Below are 14,798 nucleotides of genomic sequence, written 5' to 3'. Positions count from 1 at the left end.
CACCGGTGGCGAGTCGGCACCCGACTCCCGGAGCGGCGCAGAGTTCCGGGCCCCCGGCGAAGGTTCGCCGCACCCAGTGACCAGCAAAGGGACTACAGACCGTGACATCAACGGATAACGACCAGCGCAAGCAGAACCGGTACCACTTCGATCGGCACACCCCCGAATACCGGGAGCAGTTCACCGAGATCACCCACGAGATGCAGGCGAAATGCCCGGTGGCGTGGTCGGATACCTACGACGGGCACTGGGTCGCCGCCGGTGGTAACGCAGTCTTCGAACTCGCCCGCTGCCCCGAGGTGTCGGTCGATCACGACGTGCACAACGAACGCCGCGGCTACCAGGGCATCTCGATTCCGAAGGCGCAGCGCGCCGCGATGGTGCGCGGCGGCATGCTGGAAATGGACGAGCCCGAACACCGCACCTACCGCTCGGTCCTCAACCCGTATCTGTCCCCCGCGGCGGTGAAACGCTGGCAGCCCTTCATCGACGAGATCGTGCGGGCCAGTCTCGACGAGAAGATCGAAACGGGCCGGATCGATTTCGTGGACGATCTGGCCAATATCGTCCCCGCGGTCCTGACCCTGGCGATGCTGGGGATTCCGCTGAAGAAGTGGTCGGTGTACAGCGATCCGGTGCACGCCTCGGTGTACACCCCGGAGAACTCCCCCGACGCCCCCCGGGTCGCCGAAATGCACCGGACCATGGGTATCGATATCCTCACCAGCCTGCACGAGGCCAAAACCGACCCGCGCCCGGGTCTGATCAAAGCCCTCACCGAACTGCGTATCGACGGCGAACCGGCCCCCGATATGGAACTGCTCGGGATGATCGGTCTCCTGATCGGCGGCGGTTTCGACACCACCACCGCGCTCACCGCGCATTCCCTGGAATGGCTGTCGGACAACCCGGATCAGCGCGCGGAACTCAGCCGCGACCGCGACGATCTGCTCGATCCCGCCACCGAGGAATTTCTGCGCTTCTTCACTCCTGCCCCAGGTGACGGCCGCACCATCGCCGACGACTGCACCTACCAGAACACCGAGTTCAAAGAAGGCGAACGATTGTGGCTGTCCTGGGCGATGGCCAACCGCGACCAGAGCATCTTCCCCGATGCCGACGAAATCGTCATGGACCGTAAGGGAAACCGGCACTTCAGCTTCGGGCTGGGTGTCCACCGGTGCATCGGCTCGAACGTGGCGCGCACGGTGTTCAAATCCATGCTGCTCGCGGTACTGGATCGGATGCCGGACTACAAGTGCGATCCGGCGGGCACTGTCCACTACGACACGATCGGCGTCATCCAGGGGATGCGTAATCTGCCGGCCACCTTCACCCCGGGCAAACGGCTGGGTCCCAGCCTGGACGAGACCCTGGAGCATCTGCAGCGGATCTGCGACGAACAGGGCCTGGCGGCACCGGTCACGGAGCGGCCCGATGCCGCAGTGATCGACTTCGAGTACTGACCGAGAAGCGCCGGCCGATACCGCGGGGTGCGGCCGGCACTTCCCTCTCCGACGAGGAACCGCGATGAAGGATCTGCCCGACGGCACCCGCACTCCGGTGATCGATACCAGCGTGCACATCTTTTTCCGCTCCAACGACGATATGCGCTCCCACCTGAACGAACCGTTCAAGAGTCGCGGTATCCCGGACGCGGAAATGGACTGGTACGGCGCACCGGGCGGTGAGTACGTCAAGGGTGCCCGCGGTCCGCACAAGGGGTACCCGGGATCGGATCCGGAATTCGTGGCGCAGCAACTCTTCGAAGAGCGCGGCGTCGACGTGGCGGTGCTGCATCCGATGACGCGGGGGATCCTGCCCGACCGCCACCTCACCACTGCGGTCCTGTCCGCGCACAACGACATGATGGTGTCGCGCTGGCTCGACAGCGGCACCTATCACGATCGGTTCCGCGGCACGCTGCGGGTCAACCCCGAGGATCTCAGCGGCGCACTCCGCGAAATCGATCGACTCGGCGACCATCCGCAGATCGTGCAGCTCGGTATCCCCCTGCAATCGCGGGAGGTGTACGGGAAACCCCAGTTCTGGCCGCTGTGGGAGGCCGCAGCGGCGGCGAACCTGCCGGTCGCCGCGCATATCGAGACCGGCGAAAGTATCGGGTTGCCGCCCACCCCGTCGGGGCACACCCGGACCTACGAGCAGTACTACGGGTTCGCCGGACTGAGCTATATCTACCACCTGATGAACATGATCGCGGAGGGCGTCTTCGAGCGGTACCCGGGCCTGAAATTCGTCTGGGCCGACGGCGGCGCCGATCTGCTGACACCGTTCACCTGGCGGATGGACACCTTCGGCCGCCCCCATCTCGAACAGACCCCGTGGGCGCCTCGGATGCCGAGCGACTACCTACCCGGACACGTCTATTTCGTCCACGCCACGATCGACGGCCCCGGCAATGCTCCCTTCGCGGCCGAATGGCTGGACTTCACCGGCAAGGACGACATGCTGATGTTCGGGTCCAGTTACCCGCACTGGCACAGCGGCGATACCGACACCCTGCCTGCGGCACTCAGCGCACAGCAGCGCGAAAAACTCTACTGGCGCAACGCCGCCGACTTGTACAGCATTGATATAGACGCGGTCACCGCGGTCGGCTGATGCTGCTGCTGCGGGGCGGGGCGATACCTCCGCCTTCGCTGCGGCCTCCGCCGAACATATGTAGCCCTACAAAGGAGGCGTGATGAGGCGATACCTCCGCCTTCGCTACGGCCTCCGCCGACCACATGCAGCCCCTACGAAGGAGGCGTTGTGACGCGATACCTCCGCCTTCGCTACGGCCTCCCCTGACCACATGCAGCCCCTACGAAGGAGGCGTTGTGACGCGATACCTCCGCCTTCGCTACGGCCTCCGCCGACCACATGCAGCCCCTACGAAGGAGGCGTGATGAGGCGATACCTCCGCCTTCGCTACGGCCTCCCCCGACCACATGCAGCCCCTACGAAGGAGGCGTTGTGACAGCAGCACAGGTGCGGGCGCGGGTTCCGTCTACGGAACTCGTTCCGGTACGGGTTGTCGATTCCGATGTCCATCCGGTCCCCCGGCGGGGTGATCTGGTGGACCATATTCCGGAACCGTGGCGTACCTCGTTCTTCCTCAGCCACCGGGTCGGCGACACCATCATCTACGACGCGCCCGACTACGCCCATTCCAAGGCGATGCGGGTGGACACCTTCCCCGCCAACGGCGAATTCCCCGGTAGCGACCCGGATATGGCGTTCCGGCAGCTCATCATGGAGGCCGGTTCCGATATCGTCATCCTCGAGCCGACGGTGAAGGCGACCCGGCTGCCCGAGGCGACCGCCGCGATGGCGACCGCGGTGAACCGGTGGCTGGACGCGCAGTGGCTGGACGCGCACAACAACTGGCACCGGCGCTGGCGCGGTTCGATCTGCGTGGCCATCGACGATCCACAGACCGCGGTCGCCGAAATCGAGCACTGGGCCGGCCACGAATACATGGCGCAGATCCTCATCAAGGCCGAACCGCGGCCGTCGTGGGGCGATGCCCGCTACGACCCGATCTGGGCCGCCGCGGTGAAACACGATATGCCGGTGAGCTGCCATCTGAGCCGTGGCGCCTACGAGACCATGCCCATGCCGCCGGTCGGTTTCCCCAGCTACAACCACGATTTCATGGTCACCTATTCGCTGCTGGCGGCGAATCAGATCATGAGCCTGATCTTCGACGGCGTCTTCGATCGTTTCCCGGCGCTGCGCATCGTCTTCGTGGAACACGCGTTCACCTGGATCCTGCCGCTCATGTGGCGGATGGACGCGATCTACGCGGCGCGCGGTTCGCATATGTCGATCAAGCGCAAACCGTCCGAGTACGTGAAGGAACACATCAGGTTCACCACTCAGCCGCTGGACTACCCGGAGGACAAGACCGAGCTCACCCGGGCGTTCGAATGGATGGAGGCGGACAAGATCCTGCTGTACTCCTCGGACTATCCGCACTGGACCTTCGACGACCCGCGCTGGCTGGTGAAACATCTGCCGACCGCGGCCCGGGAGAAGGTGATGTTCCGCAACGGCATCGAGACCTATCATCTGCCGGAGACTGTTCCGGAGCTGCCCGGACAGATACGGGTGCACTGATGGCGGAGGGAATCGAGACACCCGGTACGGGCGGCCCGATGCCGGAAAACCCCGCGGCGGGCACCGGCGCGCGGGCGGTGAACACCGGACTACGCGGGGCGGGCGCCGGCGAGCCGGTCCGGCTCGCGCAGGGCCGGGAACATGTGGTGGCCACGGTGGACGAGATACCGCCGGGTTCGTCGAAGGTGGTGCCGATCGGCCGGCACGGGGTCGGTGTGTACAACGTCAACGGCACCTTCTACGCCATCGCGAACTATTGCCCGCACGAGGGCGGGCCGCTGTGCGCGGGCCGGACCCGGGGACGCACGGTGGTCGACGACTCCGTGCCCGGCGACTCGGTGATGGTGCGGGACAACGAGTTCATCTACTGCCCCTGGCACCAGTGGGGTTTCGAGCTCGCCACCGGCACCACGGCGGTCAAGCCCGAATGGAGCATCCGCACCTACCCGGTGCGAGTGGTCGGCGACGACGTGCTGGTCACAGCCTGATCCGGCACATCCGGACAGGACGACGACGCGGCCGGTCCACCGGCCGGAAACGGGAGTGCCCAGCGGGTCCGCTCCCCGAACCTTCAGGAGTGTGCGATGCCCGCGATAACGGTCAACGGTGGAAAGGTCGTCTACGAGATACTCGGCACGGACGGCGAGCTCATCGTGCTCACCCCCGGCGGCCGCTACAGCAAGGACATTCCGGGACTCCGGCCGCTGGCCGAGGCGCTGGTCGACGGCGGCCATCGGGTCCTGCTGTGGGACAGGCCCAATTGCGGCGCGTCCGACGTCCAGTTCTTCGGGCAGACCGAATCGCATATGCGCGCCGAGACCCTGCGCGGACTGTTGACCGCACTCGATACCGGTCCGGTGATCCTGGCGGGCGGTTCCGGCGGCGCCCGGGATTCGATGCTCACCACCATGCTGTACCCGGAGCTGGTCACCGATCTGGTGCTGTGGAATATCGTCGGCGGCGTCTACGGCACATTCAACCTCGGCGCCTACTACGTCCTGCCCAGTCTCCAGACCGTACGCGCGCTCGGCGTCGAAGGCCTGCCGCGGATGAAGGAGTGGCGGGAGCTGATCGCGGCGAATCCGGACAACGAACAACGCTTGCGCGAACTGGATTCCGCGGAGTTCGTGAAATTGTCGCTGCGCTGGCTCAACGCCTACGTGCCGAAACCCGGCCAGACCATCCCCGGTGTGGACGACGAGATGTTCGAACGGATCCAGGTACCCACCCTGATCATCCGTGGCGGCGCACAGGATATGGACCATCCGAAACGGACCTCGCTCGAGGTGAGCTGCCTGATCGAGGGTTCGACCCTGATCGATCCGCCGTGGCCGGAGGACGCCTGGGAACGCGCCATGGAAGACCGCGCCCGGGGTCGGGTGCAGCAGTACAACATGTTCGACACCTGGGTCCTCGCCGCGCCGGAGATCCTGAAGTTCCTGGGCGGGCGATGAGCGAGCCGACCGTGTCCTCACACCGTACGGATGCGGACCTCGCAATTGGTCGACGCTTCCAGCGCGGTGTGGATCCGGCTCTCCGGCACCCGCTCCAGATCGGATTCGCGCAGGCACACCTGCAGAATGTCGTAGCCCTCTGTCCCCGGTACCCGAATGATCTCCCCGGTCACGCCGAACCCCGCGAGCACACCGTGGGCATCGGCGTCGGTTCCACGGCTCACATAGGTGACCACACCCGGCACGGCCGAGGTGCCGAACGCGCCCGCGCAGACCGCCACCACCCGCGCCGTATCGGCCTCGGCGTCAGCGGTGTCCAGCAGCACCTGCACCTCACGCCGGGTGCGGGGCGCGGCGGCGAGATCACGGTCCAGCACCTGGGCGCCCGATCCCGCCAGACCCGCCACGAGCTCGCCCATACCGTGTGCCAGCGATTCGACAGTGAGTTCACCGGCCGGGTCCACGTTCACCCGCAACACCGCAGTTCGCATGCGGATCAGCCTAACCGGCGCAACTGGGCGCGGCCCAGCCTCGCGGCCCGCGCACGGCCGCGGCGAAGGCGGCCGCGCACCCGATACCCGCGGCCGGACGCCGCGTCCACTCAGGAGGGACGATGCAAGACAGCTTCTCGTCGGCCGGGGGCCTCGCGGTGGTCCCGTACCCCGGTAGCGATCCACGCCTTCTCCTCGCCTCCGGCGCGGAGACCGCATACGAGTACCGTGACCGGGGCGGATACCGTCCGATCGGGTCGGTGACGGCACTGGCCGACGCGGTCGAGCGCAGCGGGTTACGCGGGCGGGGCGGCGCCGGCTTTCCGTTCGCGGTGAAAATGCGCAGTGTGCGCGACAGCGGCCGGGTGGGTGCGGGCGCGCCGGCGGGCTGGACGGAATCGGTGGTCGTGGCCAACGGCGAGGAGGGCGAACCCGCCTCGTTCAAGGACCGCTGGCTGCTGCGCAACCGCCCACATCTGGTGCTCGACGGGCTACGACTGGCCGCGGCGCTGGTGGAGTCGCGCCGCGGATACGTCTACGTCTCGGATCCGGAATCCGCGCGCTCGATCACGGCGGCCCTGGAAGAGCTCGGGGGGGCATCGGCCGAAGGCCCCGAGATCGCCGTGGTGCGGGTGGATCCCGGCTATGTCGCCGGTGAGGAGACAGCGGCCGTGCGGGCGATCAACGGCGGCCCGGCCAAACCCACCGATAAACCCCCGCGTCCCTTCGAATCAGGCGTCGCCGGGCTGCCGACACTGGTCAGCAATGTGGAGACGCTCGCGAATCTGCCGTTCCTGGACCGCTGGGGCGCCGACGCGTACCGAGCGGCGGGAACCGCACTGTCTCCCGGCACCTTCCTGTCCACCGTCACTGCCGGAGGACGCCCGCCCACCCTCTACGAGCTACCGCACGGCCTGCCCTTCGCAGACCTGCTCGCACTGCACGGGATCGCGGCGAAAGATTTGCGGGGCGCGCTGATCGGCGGCTACTTCACCGGCCTCCTCGACCGCACCGTCCTGAACCTCACCCTCGACCACGAGACGCTGCGCCGGGCAGGCGCGGGTCTGGGCTGCGGCGCCATCGCACTCATCACCGACGAATGCCCGGTCACGGTCGCCGCCGGGGTCCTGAACTATTTCGATCGGGAAAACGCGGGACAGTGCGGATCCTGTTTCAACGGCACCGCGGCCATGGCCGCGGTGGCCACCGCCCTGGCCGAAGGACGCGCCGGCGCCGATGATCTGCAACGCCTGCGCCGGTGGTCGGGAGTGCTCCGGGGGCGCGGCGCCTGCGGCACCCTCGACGCCGCCTGCAATACCGCGGCGAGCCTGCTGGACCGGTTCCCGCGCGAGGTAGCCGCTCATTTCGACAACCGGTGCCCGGACTGCGCGGCCGGGCCGGCGACCGGCGAGGCTCCCTATCGGGTGGAAACGGAGGCACTGCTGTGAGGATCAAACTGGACCGCACACTGTGCGACGGATTCGGGATCTGCGCCAAGCACGCACCCGAGCACTTCCCGCTCGACGACTGGGGTTACGCGTCGCTGGCCGGCGGTCCGGCCATCGCCCCCGGCGACGAGGACGCCGTGGCCCGGGCGCTGCTCGACTGCCCGGTGCACGCGATCACGGTGCTGGCCGAGACGAACCGGGCGAAGTCCGACGCGGCGACGGGCCAACCGCACGACCGGCATGACAGCCGGCGGTGCGGGGCGCCGCCGAGCGGGAATCCCCAATGATCATCGGCACATCGCGGCGATGAGTTCCGGGAAGGCCGGAAACTCCGCCCGCGCTCCCGCCACAATGTCCGCAGCGGGCCGGTCCCGTCCCGGTGCGTATCGCTCGGCGACGGCCCGGAACGCCTCGTTCGGCCGCGTCGCGCGACTCGGGTCGGCGAACGCCTCAGCGGGTCCCAGATCATGCGCGAACAGCCAGAGCAGATCACCGAGATCCGCTGCTACTATGCCGCATTCGCCCTCCGACCCGATATAGACAACGGGCTGTTCGGTCACCGGCGCATCGGGACGAACCAGCCAGAAGCCCGCATAGTCACCTGCGCCGGTCGCGCCGAAGAAGCGGAATTCGCCACCGTCTGCCTCGTCGTTGCCCGTCCACAGGCGGAACCACCGCGCGGTCCGCTCCGGCGCCTCGAACTGCTGGTAGGGCTCGAAGTCGCAACCGGAAGCCTCATCGGCGTCCTCGTCCCATTCCCACTCGAAGCCGAGGCCGGCCACCTCGGCCAGCGCAGCGGGCAGGACCAGATCTCCGGGCGTCGATGTCGTCATATCGGAAGATCGAACCAGCCCATGGTTGTGTCCTCGGAACCGGGGATCACCAACTCCGAGCCCGTCTGCCTGCACTGGACCGACAAGGCGTGCCGACACGATCCACGAACAGCGTACAAAGAAGTGGTCTCAGCTAGGCCGGGAGATCGAGGATGCCGTCGCGGCGACCATGACCAGGACCGCTCTAGCGGTCCCGATCGAGACCACGACCGCGGTCCCTGCCGGGCGCTTCCCTGGTCGAGCCGACCCGGGGGTGCTCCCGACGCGGAGACTCGTACCCCGGAGTCGGACGCACCCGAGTACCAGACGTTCCACACCCCGTTGATCGTTACGCCGCCTCCCCAGTCGATGCAGACCCTCGCGGCGTTCACCTTTACCGGGCCGGCGTAGGTGGTGAATTTGCCGTCGTCGTTGACGTAGTCGAGGAAGCTTCCTTCCGCGTTCTGTTTCGCGATGGCGGCAAGCACGCGGATCGCGGTGCCAGGGTTCTTCCTCCACGTGACCACGCAATTGGTGGAGCCGTTGTAGAGCAGGCGGATGGTGGCGACGCTCCCCAGGTCGTGGTGGTCGATTTCGTGGTAGCTGCCGCCACCGCACGCCGCGATCGGAGAGGACGCCGCATTCGCCGGGCCGGCCACGGTCAGCGATCCGGCGAGAACCACCGCTCCGGCGCTTTCGGTTTCGTCGGCTGCGCGGTAACTTCGCCCGCTACCGCACCTCGTCCCAGCCACAGGGCATTCCGCAGGTGATCAGCGTTTCGCTCTCGGTCGCGCCGTCCGCGTAGGTCCGCACAGTCGCCGAAGCCTCGGCCGGGTAGCCGCAGCGCGGGCAGGTGGAGAAGTGGTCCAGGACCGGATACACCGTGACGAGGACCGGCGCATCGGCACGCACTCGCAGCGGACGCTCGCCCACCGCCTCGGGGGAAGCGGTCAGACGGGATCGAACGACGAGATCAGCCATGAGTCTTCTACCTTCGACAGGGTCACGCGGACGCTGCTCGCCGCCAGCGCGGGGTCCGGTTTCTCGGCACTGGTGGTCGTCTGGTTGATGAACAGCAGCGCGACCGCCGAATCCGAGTGGAGTTCGGCCACCGCCGAGCGCACGATCGTCGCGGTGGTCTTCACCGACTTCTCTTTGGCGGCGGGTGCGATGACCTTTTCGGTGAACTGGTTGTAGTAGGTGAGGAAATCACCGGTCATCCGGGATTTCGCGGCGGCGAAATCGTTGTCCAGCGATTCGGGTGAATAAGACAGCAGGGCGACGGTGCCCTCGGTCGCGGCCGAGAGGACTTCGTTCTTCACCGCGTCACCGTGGTTGTCCGGACGGTATTGGAAGAGCAGCAGGGCGGCGGCCACCGCCACCGCGACCACGGCGACCAGGGTGAGCAGCACCGGCTCGCGGGAACGGCGGGCCGTCAGGAGAGAACTGGGGAATTTCACGGCACGAACTCCACTTTCGACATCTTCAATTCCGAACCGTCCCGGGTGACCGTGACGCTCAGCCGCCAGGCGCGCGGTTCCTGCTGTGCGCCTGCGGAATTGGTGATCCGGGAGGCGGCCGAGACCAGCACCACCGCCGATTCGTCGGTCATGGATTCGACGGCCGACGCCGTGATCTCGCCCTGGGTGGCGACCTTGGACTGTTCGACGACCTTGGCGAAGTCCTCGGCGCGGGTCTGGAAGTCGGTGCGGAACGCGCCGGTGGAGTGATCGAGTACCCGCTGCACATCGTCGGCGGCGCGACTGGAATCCATGCTGGTGAGCGCGATGACACCTTCCCGGGCGGCGTTGAGGTACTCGTCCTCGCGCGCCTGCTGGACGCCGACCTCGTGGTGGTTCCACATCGAGAACCCGCCCACCACGAGGGCCGCGACCACGACCAGCGCCGCCAGGACACGACCGAGAGTACGGCCGCGTGGACGACGGATCGTGGGCAGCGGCCGGCCGCGAACCAGCTTTCCGAGACGAACCCGAGGCTTGTCCTCGGCCGGTTCGGCGTCCGGGGTCGAGTTCGCATCCGACGCGGAGCCGGAACCGGCATCTGTCACGAGGGCGAGGCCGGCGTCTGTCACGGAGTCGGAGTCGGGGTCGGTCGCGAGGTCTGGGTCGGACACCGCGTCGCCGGACGCGCCGGGGTCGGCGGTTGTCGGCGGCGCCGGATCCACTGCGGGTCCCGTCTCGGGCGAAGCGTGATCGGAGGTCTTCGAAAGACTCTCGGCCACCGGTTTCGCTTCGCCGGAAGCGCGGGAGCCGGGCGGCTCGCCCACGCTTCCGGCCTCCCGGCGTAACCGGGCGGCCCGAGCTCGCGCCCGGGCTGCCGTGGCGGAAGCCTGCGCGGCGACCGCCTCGGCGTCCGCGGCCGCCGCCTCGGCGTCGGCTTCCTCCGCCGCCAAGATCAGCGGGTCGGTGGTGGCCTGGGTCATCTATCCCACCTCGATCACTCGTCTAGTCGCTAGCGGGCAGCGGCTTTGCTTCCTTGATGGTCAGCGGCGTGGTGCCGACACTCAGCGTGCCCGCACCGGCCTTGGTCACGAGAACTTCGGCGCCGCCGTCGTCGACGTAGCGTTTGCCGATCAGATTGCCGTCCGTGAAACCCTCCTGCGGGCTACCCGCCGGGGCCGCGGCGCCTCCATCGATGGGCACCATCGGCACCCCGCCGGCGCGGAGGTCGTCGAGGCTGTCGGCGGCCCGGACGATGATCACCTGGGTATCGCACACCTGGCTCCGTAGCCGGGTACCGGTTTTCACCATGAGCGTTGTTCCTTTCGAGGCGGCGCGGCTACGCGCCGGCGGTTTCGCTGGTCAACTCGGCGACGAGTTCGCGGCGCAGGATCTTCCCGGTGGGCGTGGCGGGCAGTTCCGCCCGGAACACCACCCGGTCCGGGGTGCGGGAGCCGCGCAGCCCGGAGCGCACATAGGCACGCAACTCCTCGGGATCGGGCGTGCTCGCGGGGTCGGCGAGGACCACGACCGCGACGATGATCTGCCCCCATCCGGCATCCTCGACCCCGACCACCGCGACATCGTGCACGGCCGGGTGTTCCACCAGGACGTCTTCGATCTCGGCCGGCGCGATGTTCTCGCCGCCGCGGATGATGGTGTCGTCACTGCGACCGTGGATGAACAGGTATCCGTCGGCGTCGAGGACCGCGAGGTCCTTGGTCGGGAACCAGCCCTCGGCGTCGAGCACCGAGCCGATGCCGGTGTAGCGGCCCGAGACCTGAGGTCCGCGCACGAACAGCTCACCCGCGGTACCGGCCGGTACCGGCGCGCCGCCCTCGTCCCGGATCTGCACTTCGATTCCCGGTACGGGCTGCCCGACCGAGCCGAGCCGCCTGGTCACCTTCTCGTCATCGGAGGCCAGTGCCGCCCGGTGATCGTCGGGGCCGAGCACCGCGATGGTGGAACTGGTCTCGGTGAGCCCGTAGGCGTTGACGAAGCCGACCTCGGGCAGCAGTTCGAGCGCGGTGCGCACCAGCGGCAGCGCCACTTTCGAGCCGCCGTAGGCCAGGGTGCGCAGCGTCGGCAGCCGCGCGCCGGTGGACTTCAGTCCGGTGACGATCCGGTCCAGCATGGTCGGGACGACGGTCGCCGTGGTGACCCGCTCCGTCGCCACCAGACGAATCCATTCCGCGGGGTCGAAGCTGCGCAGGTACACCACTTTCCGGCCGGCGTAGAGGTTCGACAGTGCCGCGCTCACCCCGGCCACATGGTAGGGCGGCACGCAGATGAGCGAGACGTCGTCGGGTTCGGCGGCGGCGAATTCCACGGTGCCGGTGATATAGCTGACGAGATTGTTATGCGAGAGTTCCACGGCCTTCGGCTGCGAGGTCGTGCCGGAGGTGAACAGGACGACGGCGGCGGAGTCGGGATCCGGTTCCGCCCCGGCCGGTTCCGTGGACCGGGCCCGATCCACGAATTCCACGGACTTCCACAGTTGGTCGGCCGTCCCGTCGACCGCGGCGGCGTAGTCGTCGTCGTGCACCACCAGCGGCGCGTCGAGCCGGGCGATGAGCTCGGCGAGTTTGTCGCCGCTGAGCCGGTAGTTCAACGGGGTGAACGGCACTCCGGCCCGGGCCGCGGCGAAGATCAGCAGCGGCAGCAGCGCGCCCCCGGTACCCACGTAGGCGACACTGCGCGCGCTCGAGGCCACGATCGCGCCCGCGCCGCCGTGGGCCAGCGCGTCCAGTTCCGCTCCGGTCCAGCGTGATTCACCGGATACGACGGCCACCCGGTCGGGATTGTTCGACGCCGCCATATCCAGCAGTAGCGAAATACTCATACGACTACTTCCTGAACACCGAGCGCCGCGATCGGGCGCCCAGCCAGTGGTGATATCGGTATTCTCGAAAATCGAGAATAGCATATCCGCTGCACCGCGCCCCGCGAATCGCCGACCGAGCGGTCTGCTCACCCCTCGCTCATCGAGCGGTTCCCGCAGCGCCTCCGGCTTTCCCGAGCACACCGAAGGCGCAGAGATTCCATACCTCCGCGGCGGTGATCGAATGAGCGCCGTCGTCGGTCCGAGCGCCCTGCGCCACGAACATCACGGTCTGCAGCGTCATCGCCGCCATCCGGCGCGGGCGCGCCCGCAGATGACCCGCGGCGGCGGCATCCCCCATGAGGTCGGCCAGCAGTTCGAACAGCGACGCGTGCGCCACCTGGATCTCGATCGGATCCGACATGAGCAGCTGCGGAGCGTATTCGGTGAACAGTGGGCGGTGCGCACCCGGGTCGGGGCGGCAGAACTCGAAGAGCAGTTCCACCGCCAGCCGTAGCCTGTCCAGCGGGTCGTCGTCGTTACCGGTGGCCTCCCGGATCTGAGCGGCCACCTTGGCGATCGCCTCCTCATAAAGGGCGAGCAGCAGTTCATGTTTGCCGTCGAAGAGCAGGTAGAAACTGCGCAGCGACTGCCCCGCGTTGTCGACCACCTCGTGCATGGTGAAATCGGTACTGCCCCGTTCGGTGATCAACGCCCGCGCCGCGTCCAGGAACCGCTGCACCTGAGTACTGCCGAACAGCTTGGTGGTGCGGACCGAGCGGGCGTCGATTCGTTGCTGCAGGGTCAGCCCACTGCCGGCACTCCGCATGGCCGTACCTCCCATCGCCGCGCCGGAGCGCGCTCGTCGTCCCGGCTGGTCGCCCACCTTCGGAAACTAGAATATCCCGTTGAGAGAATGATATTCTCATATTTCGCAAAAGGAGGTCCACCGTGCAGCTGACTTTCGACGAGGACGTGGAACGGTTCCGCGCCGAGTTCATCGCGTTCCTCGACGAGCATCTGCCGCCCGAGGCCACCGCGGTCGAACGACCGCGCTCGAGCTCGCATGTGCCGCAGTGGGCCCGGGAATGGCAGTCGACGCAATTCGACCACGGCTGGCTGGTCCCGGGTTATCCCCCCGAATTCGGCGGCCGCAACGCCACGGTTCTGCAGCAGTACGTACACCGCGAGGAACTGGGCGCGCGCAAGATCTACGAGAGCTGCAATCCCCAGGGACAGGGCATCATCGCCGCCTCCCTCATCACCTTCGGCACACCCGAACAGCAGCGGAAATGGGCGGTGCCGATCCTGCGCGGGGAGATGCCGGCGGCGCTCGGGATGAGCGAGCCCGGCGCCGGCTCGGACCTGGCCGGCCTGCGCACCCGCGCCGTCGCCGACGGCGACCATTTCGTGGTCAACGGCCAGAAGGTGTGGACCTCGGGCGCACACGACTCCGATGTGATCCTGACCTTCGTCCGCACCGACCCGGACGCTCCCAAACACCGCGGCATCTCGGTCCTGCTGATCCCCACCGACACACCCGGCGTGCGCCGCCGCCCGTTCGCCTCGGCCTGCGCCCCGGACGATCTCGATTTCAACGAGGTGTTCTTCGAGGACGCCCGCGTGCCGAGGGAAAATCTCGTCGGTGAGCTGAACAAGGGCTGGACTGTGGCCAACGGCTCGCTGGGCCATGAACGCACCCTGCTGTGGATGAGTTTCGCCCAGCGACTGCGCATGCTGGTCAAGGATTTCACCCCGCGCACCGAACTGGACAAGGACCGGTTCGCGACCGCGGTGATGGATCTGCAGGCACTGGAATTGCTGGGCTCGGCGGCGCTGGCCCGGGAAGCCCGCGGTGAAACGGATGTCGCGGCGCTATCGGTGCTGAAACTGCTGGGGTCCGAAGGTGTGCAGCGCGGGCTCGAGGCCGCGCTCGACGCCGCCGGGGCCGACGGCCTGACGCATCCGACGGTCACTTCCCGGCACAATCTGCTCAATCTCGAGGATCACGCACCGAGCTGGTTCGAGCGGTATCTACGCAGCTTCTCCGGCACCATCGCCGGCGGAACCTCCGAGATCCAGCGCAATATCATCGCCCAGCGCGTCCTCGGCCTGCCGCGGAGCTGAGCTCGCGACGTCGCGAGTTTCGGCCCCCGAGTGCGTTATTGCCTGGCTACAGTCGTGTGCTGT

General features: G+C 67.6%; 17 protein-coding genes. 8 read left to right on the top strand and 9 right to left on the bottom strand.

The genetic code is table 11. The annotated features are described in order from the left end of the window. Positions 1–101: 101 nt before the first annotated feature. The 5 genes from OG804_RS00430 (at position 102) to OG804_RS00410 (ending at position 5,576) form a co-directional block, all read left to right on the top strand. The gene (locus tag OG804_RS00430) at positions 102–1,466 is read left to right on the top strand and encodes a cytochrome P450 (protein WP_328392654.1); all 1,365 of its coding nucleotides are present in this window, start codon (positions 102–104) and stop codon (positions 1,464–1,466) included. A 64-nt stretch (positions 1,467–1,530) separates the two neighbouring features. Next, positions 1,531–2,622, top strand: a complete 1,092-nt coding sequence (locus OG804_RS00425) for an amidohydrolase family protein (protein ID WP_328392652.1) — start codon at positions 1,531–1,533, stop codon at positions 2,620–2,622. A 354-nt stretch (positions 2,623–2,976) separates the two neighbouring features. Continuing rightward, on the top strand, positions 2,977–4,122 hold the full coding sequence (locus OG804_RS00420; protein WP_328392650.1) for an amidohydrolase family protein: 1,146 nt from the start codon (positions 2,977–2,979) through the stop codon (positions 4,120–4,122). Continuing rightward, entirely contained in the window at positions 4,122–4,610 is a 489-nt protein-coding gene (locus OG804_RS00415; RefSeq protein ID WP_328392648.1) for a Rieske (2Fe-2S) protein, read from the top strand. The genes OG804_RS00420 and OG804_RS00415 overlap by 1 nt, the downstream gene beginning before the upstream one ends. Positions 4,611–4,706: 96 nt before the next feature. Then, positions 4,707–5,576, top strand: coding sequence for an alpha/beta fold hydrolase (locus OG804_RS00410; protein WP_328392646.1), 870 nt, complete (start codon positions 4,707–4,709; stop codon positions 5,574–5,576). Positions 5,577–5,593: 17 nt separating this feature from the next. Here the strand turns inward: OG804_RS00410 and OG804_RS00405 are convergent, their stop codons facing one another. Continuing rightward, positions 5,594–6,067: a hypothetical protein gene (locus OG804_RS00405; RefSeq protein ID WP_328392644.1), complete on the bottom strand. Its 474-nt coding sequence runs from the start codon at positions 6,065–6,067 to the stop codon at positions 5,594–5,596. 122 nt (positions 6,068–6,189) lie between these two features. Between OG804_RS00405 and OG804_RS00400 the strand changes: the two genes are divergently transcribed. Together OG804_RS00400 and OG804_RS00395 are read left to right on the top strand one after the other, a co-directional pair. Continuing rightward, positions 6,190–7,515: an NADH-ubiquinone oxidoreductase-F iron-sulfur binding region domain-containing protein gene (locus OG804_RS00400; RefSeq protein ID WP_328392642.1), complete on the top strand. Its 1,326-nt coding sequence runs from the start codon at positions 6,190–6,192 to the stop codon at positions 7,513–7,515. Beyond that, the gene (locus tag OG804_RS00395; RefSeq protein ID WP_328392640.1) at positions 7,512–7,802 is read left to right on the top strand and encodes a ferredoxin; all 291 of its coding nucleotides are present in this window, start codon (positions 7,512–7,514) and stop codon (positions 7,800–7,802) included. Before OG804_RS00400 ends, OG804_RS00395 begins: the two co-directional genes overlap by 4 nt. Here the strand turns inward: OG804_RS00395 and OG804_RS00390 are convergent, their stop codons facing one another. From OG804_RS00390 to OG804_RS00355, 8 genes are all read right to left on the bottom strand, one after another. Next, entirely contained in the window at positions 7,803–8,348 is a 546-nt protein-coding gene (locus tag OG804_RS00390) for a hypothetical protein (RefSeq protein ID WP_328392638.1), read from the bottom strand. It lies immediately after the preceding gene. Beyond that, the gene (locus tag OG804_RS00385) at positions 8,345–9,010 is read right to left on the bottom strand and encodes a hypothetical protein (RefSeq protein ID WP_328392636.1); all 666 of its coding nucleotides are present in this window, start codon (positions 9,008–9,010) and stop codon (positions 8,345–8,347) included. The genes OG804_RS00390 and OG804_RS00385 overlap by 4 nt, the downstream gene beginning before the upstream one ends. A gap of 46 nt (positions 9,011–9,056) precedes the next feature. Then, positions 9,057–9,308, bottom strand: a complete 252-nt coding sequence (locus tag OG804_RS00380; RefSeq protein ID WP_328392634.1) for a hypothetical protein — start codon at positions 9,306–9,308, stop codon at positions 9,057–9,059. Continuing rightward, positions 9,278–9,787 (bottom strand): twin-arginine translocation pathway signal, encoded by a 510-nt coding sequence (locus tag OG804_RS00375; RefSeq protein ID WP_442941706.1) that lies wholly within the window; start codon positions 9,785–9,787, stop codon positions 9,278–9,280. Before OG804_RS00375 ends, OG804_RS00380 begins: the two co-directional genes overlap by 31 nt. Then, positions 9,784–10,770, bottom strand: coding sequence for a hypothetical protein (locus tag OG804_RS00370; protein ID WP_328392632.1), 987 nt, complete (start codon positions 10,768–10,770; stop codon positions 9,784–9,786). The genes OG804_RS00375 and OG804_RS00370 overlap by 4 nt, the downstream gene beginning before the upstream one ends. 22 nt (positions 10,771–10,792) lie before the next feature. Continuing rightward, the gene (locus tag OG804_RS00365) at positions 10,793–11,098 is read right to left on the bottom strand and encodes a hypothetical protein (RefSeq protein ID WP_328392630.1); all 306 of its coding nucleotides are present in this window, start codon (positions 11,096–11,098) and stop codon (positions 10,793–10,795) included. Positions 11,099–11,126: 28 nt separating this feature from the next. Further along, positions 11,127–12,629 (bottom strand): class I adenylate-forming enzyme family protein, encoded by a 1,503-nt coding sequence (locus OG804_RS00360; RefSeq protein ID WP_328392628.1) that lies wholly within the window; start codon positions 12,627–12,629, stop codon positions 11,127–11,129. Between the two features lie 139 nt (positions 12,630–12,768). Further along, positions 12,769–13,437, bottom strand: coding sequence for a TetR/AcrR family transcriptional regulator (locus OG804_RS00355; protein WP_328392626.1), 669 nt, complete (start codon positions 13,435–13,437; stop codon positions 12,769–12,771). Positions 13,438–13,559: 122 nt separating this feature from the next. Between OG804_RS00355 and OG804_RS00350 the strand changes: the two genes are divergently transcribed. Beyond that, complete coding sequence (locus tag OG804_RS00350; protein ID WP_328392624.1) at positions 13,560–14,735, top strand: acyl-CoA dehydrogenase family protein; 1,176 nt, start codon at positions 13,560–13,562, stop codon at positions 14,733–14,735. Positions 14,736–14,798: the final 63 nt, after the last annotated feature.

The organism is Nocardia sp. NBC_00416 (assembly GCF_036032445.1).
Lineage (GTDB): Bacteria > Actinomycetota > Actinomycetes > Mycobacteriales > Mycobacteriaceae > Nocardia.
This window is presented reverse-complemented; position numbering and strand designations above follow the sequence as displayed.

Coding starts and splice junctions, on each gene's coding strand:
- OG804_RS00425 (WP_328392652.1), top strand. CDS start 1,531: ATGAAGGATCTGCCCGACGGCACCCGCACTCCGGTGATCGATACCAGC.
- OG804_RS00415 (WP_328392648.1), top strand. CDS start 4,122: ATGGCGGAGGGAATCGAGACACCCGGTACGGGCGGCCCGATGCCGGAA.
- OG804_RS00410 (WP_328392646.1), top strand. CDS start 4,707: ATGCCCGCGATAACGGTCAACGGTGGAAAGGTCGTCTACGAGATACTC.
- OG804_RS00405 (WP_328392644.1), bottom strand. CDS start 6,067: ATGCGAACTGCGGTGTTGCGGGTGAACGTGGACCCGGCCGGTGAACTC.
- OG804_RS00400 (WP_328392642.1), top strand. CDS start 6,190: ATGCAAGACAGCTTCTCGTCGGCCGGGGGCCTCGCGGTGGTCCCGTAC.
- OG804_RS00390 (WP_328392638.1), bottom strand. CDS start 8,348: ATGACGACATCGACGCCCGGAGATCTGGTCCTGCCCGCTGCGCTGGCC.
- OG804_RS00380 (WP_328392634.1), bottom strand. CDS start 9,308: ATGGCTGATCTCGTCGTTCGATCCCGTCTGACCGCTTCCCCCGAGGCG.
- OG804_RS00370 (WP_328392632.1), bottom strand. CDS start 10,770: ATGACCCAGGCCACCACCGACCCGCTGATCTTGGCGGCGGAGGAAGCC.
- OG804_RS00365 (WP_328392630.1), bottom strand. CDS start 11,098: ATGGTGAAAACCGGTACCCGGCTACGGAGCCAGGTGTGCGATACCCAG.
- OG804_RS00360 (WP_328392628.1), bottom strand. CDS start 12,629: ATGAGTATTTCGCTACTGCTGGATATGGCGGCGTCGAACAATCCCGAC.
- OG804_RS00355 (WP_328392626.1), bottom strand. CDS start 13,437: ATGCGGAGTGCCGGCAGTGGGCTGACCCTGCAGCAACGAATCGACGCC.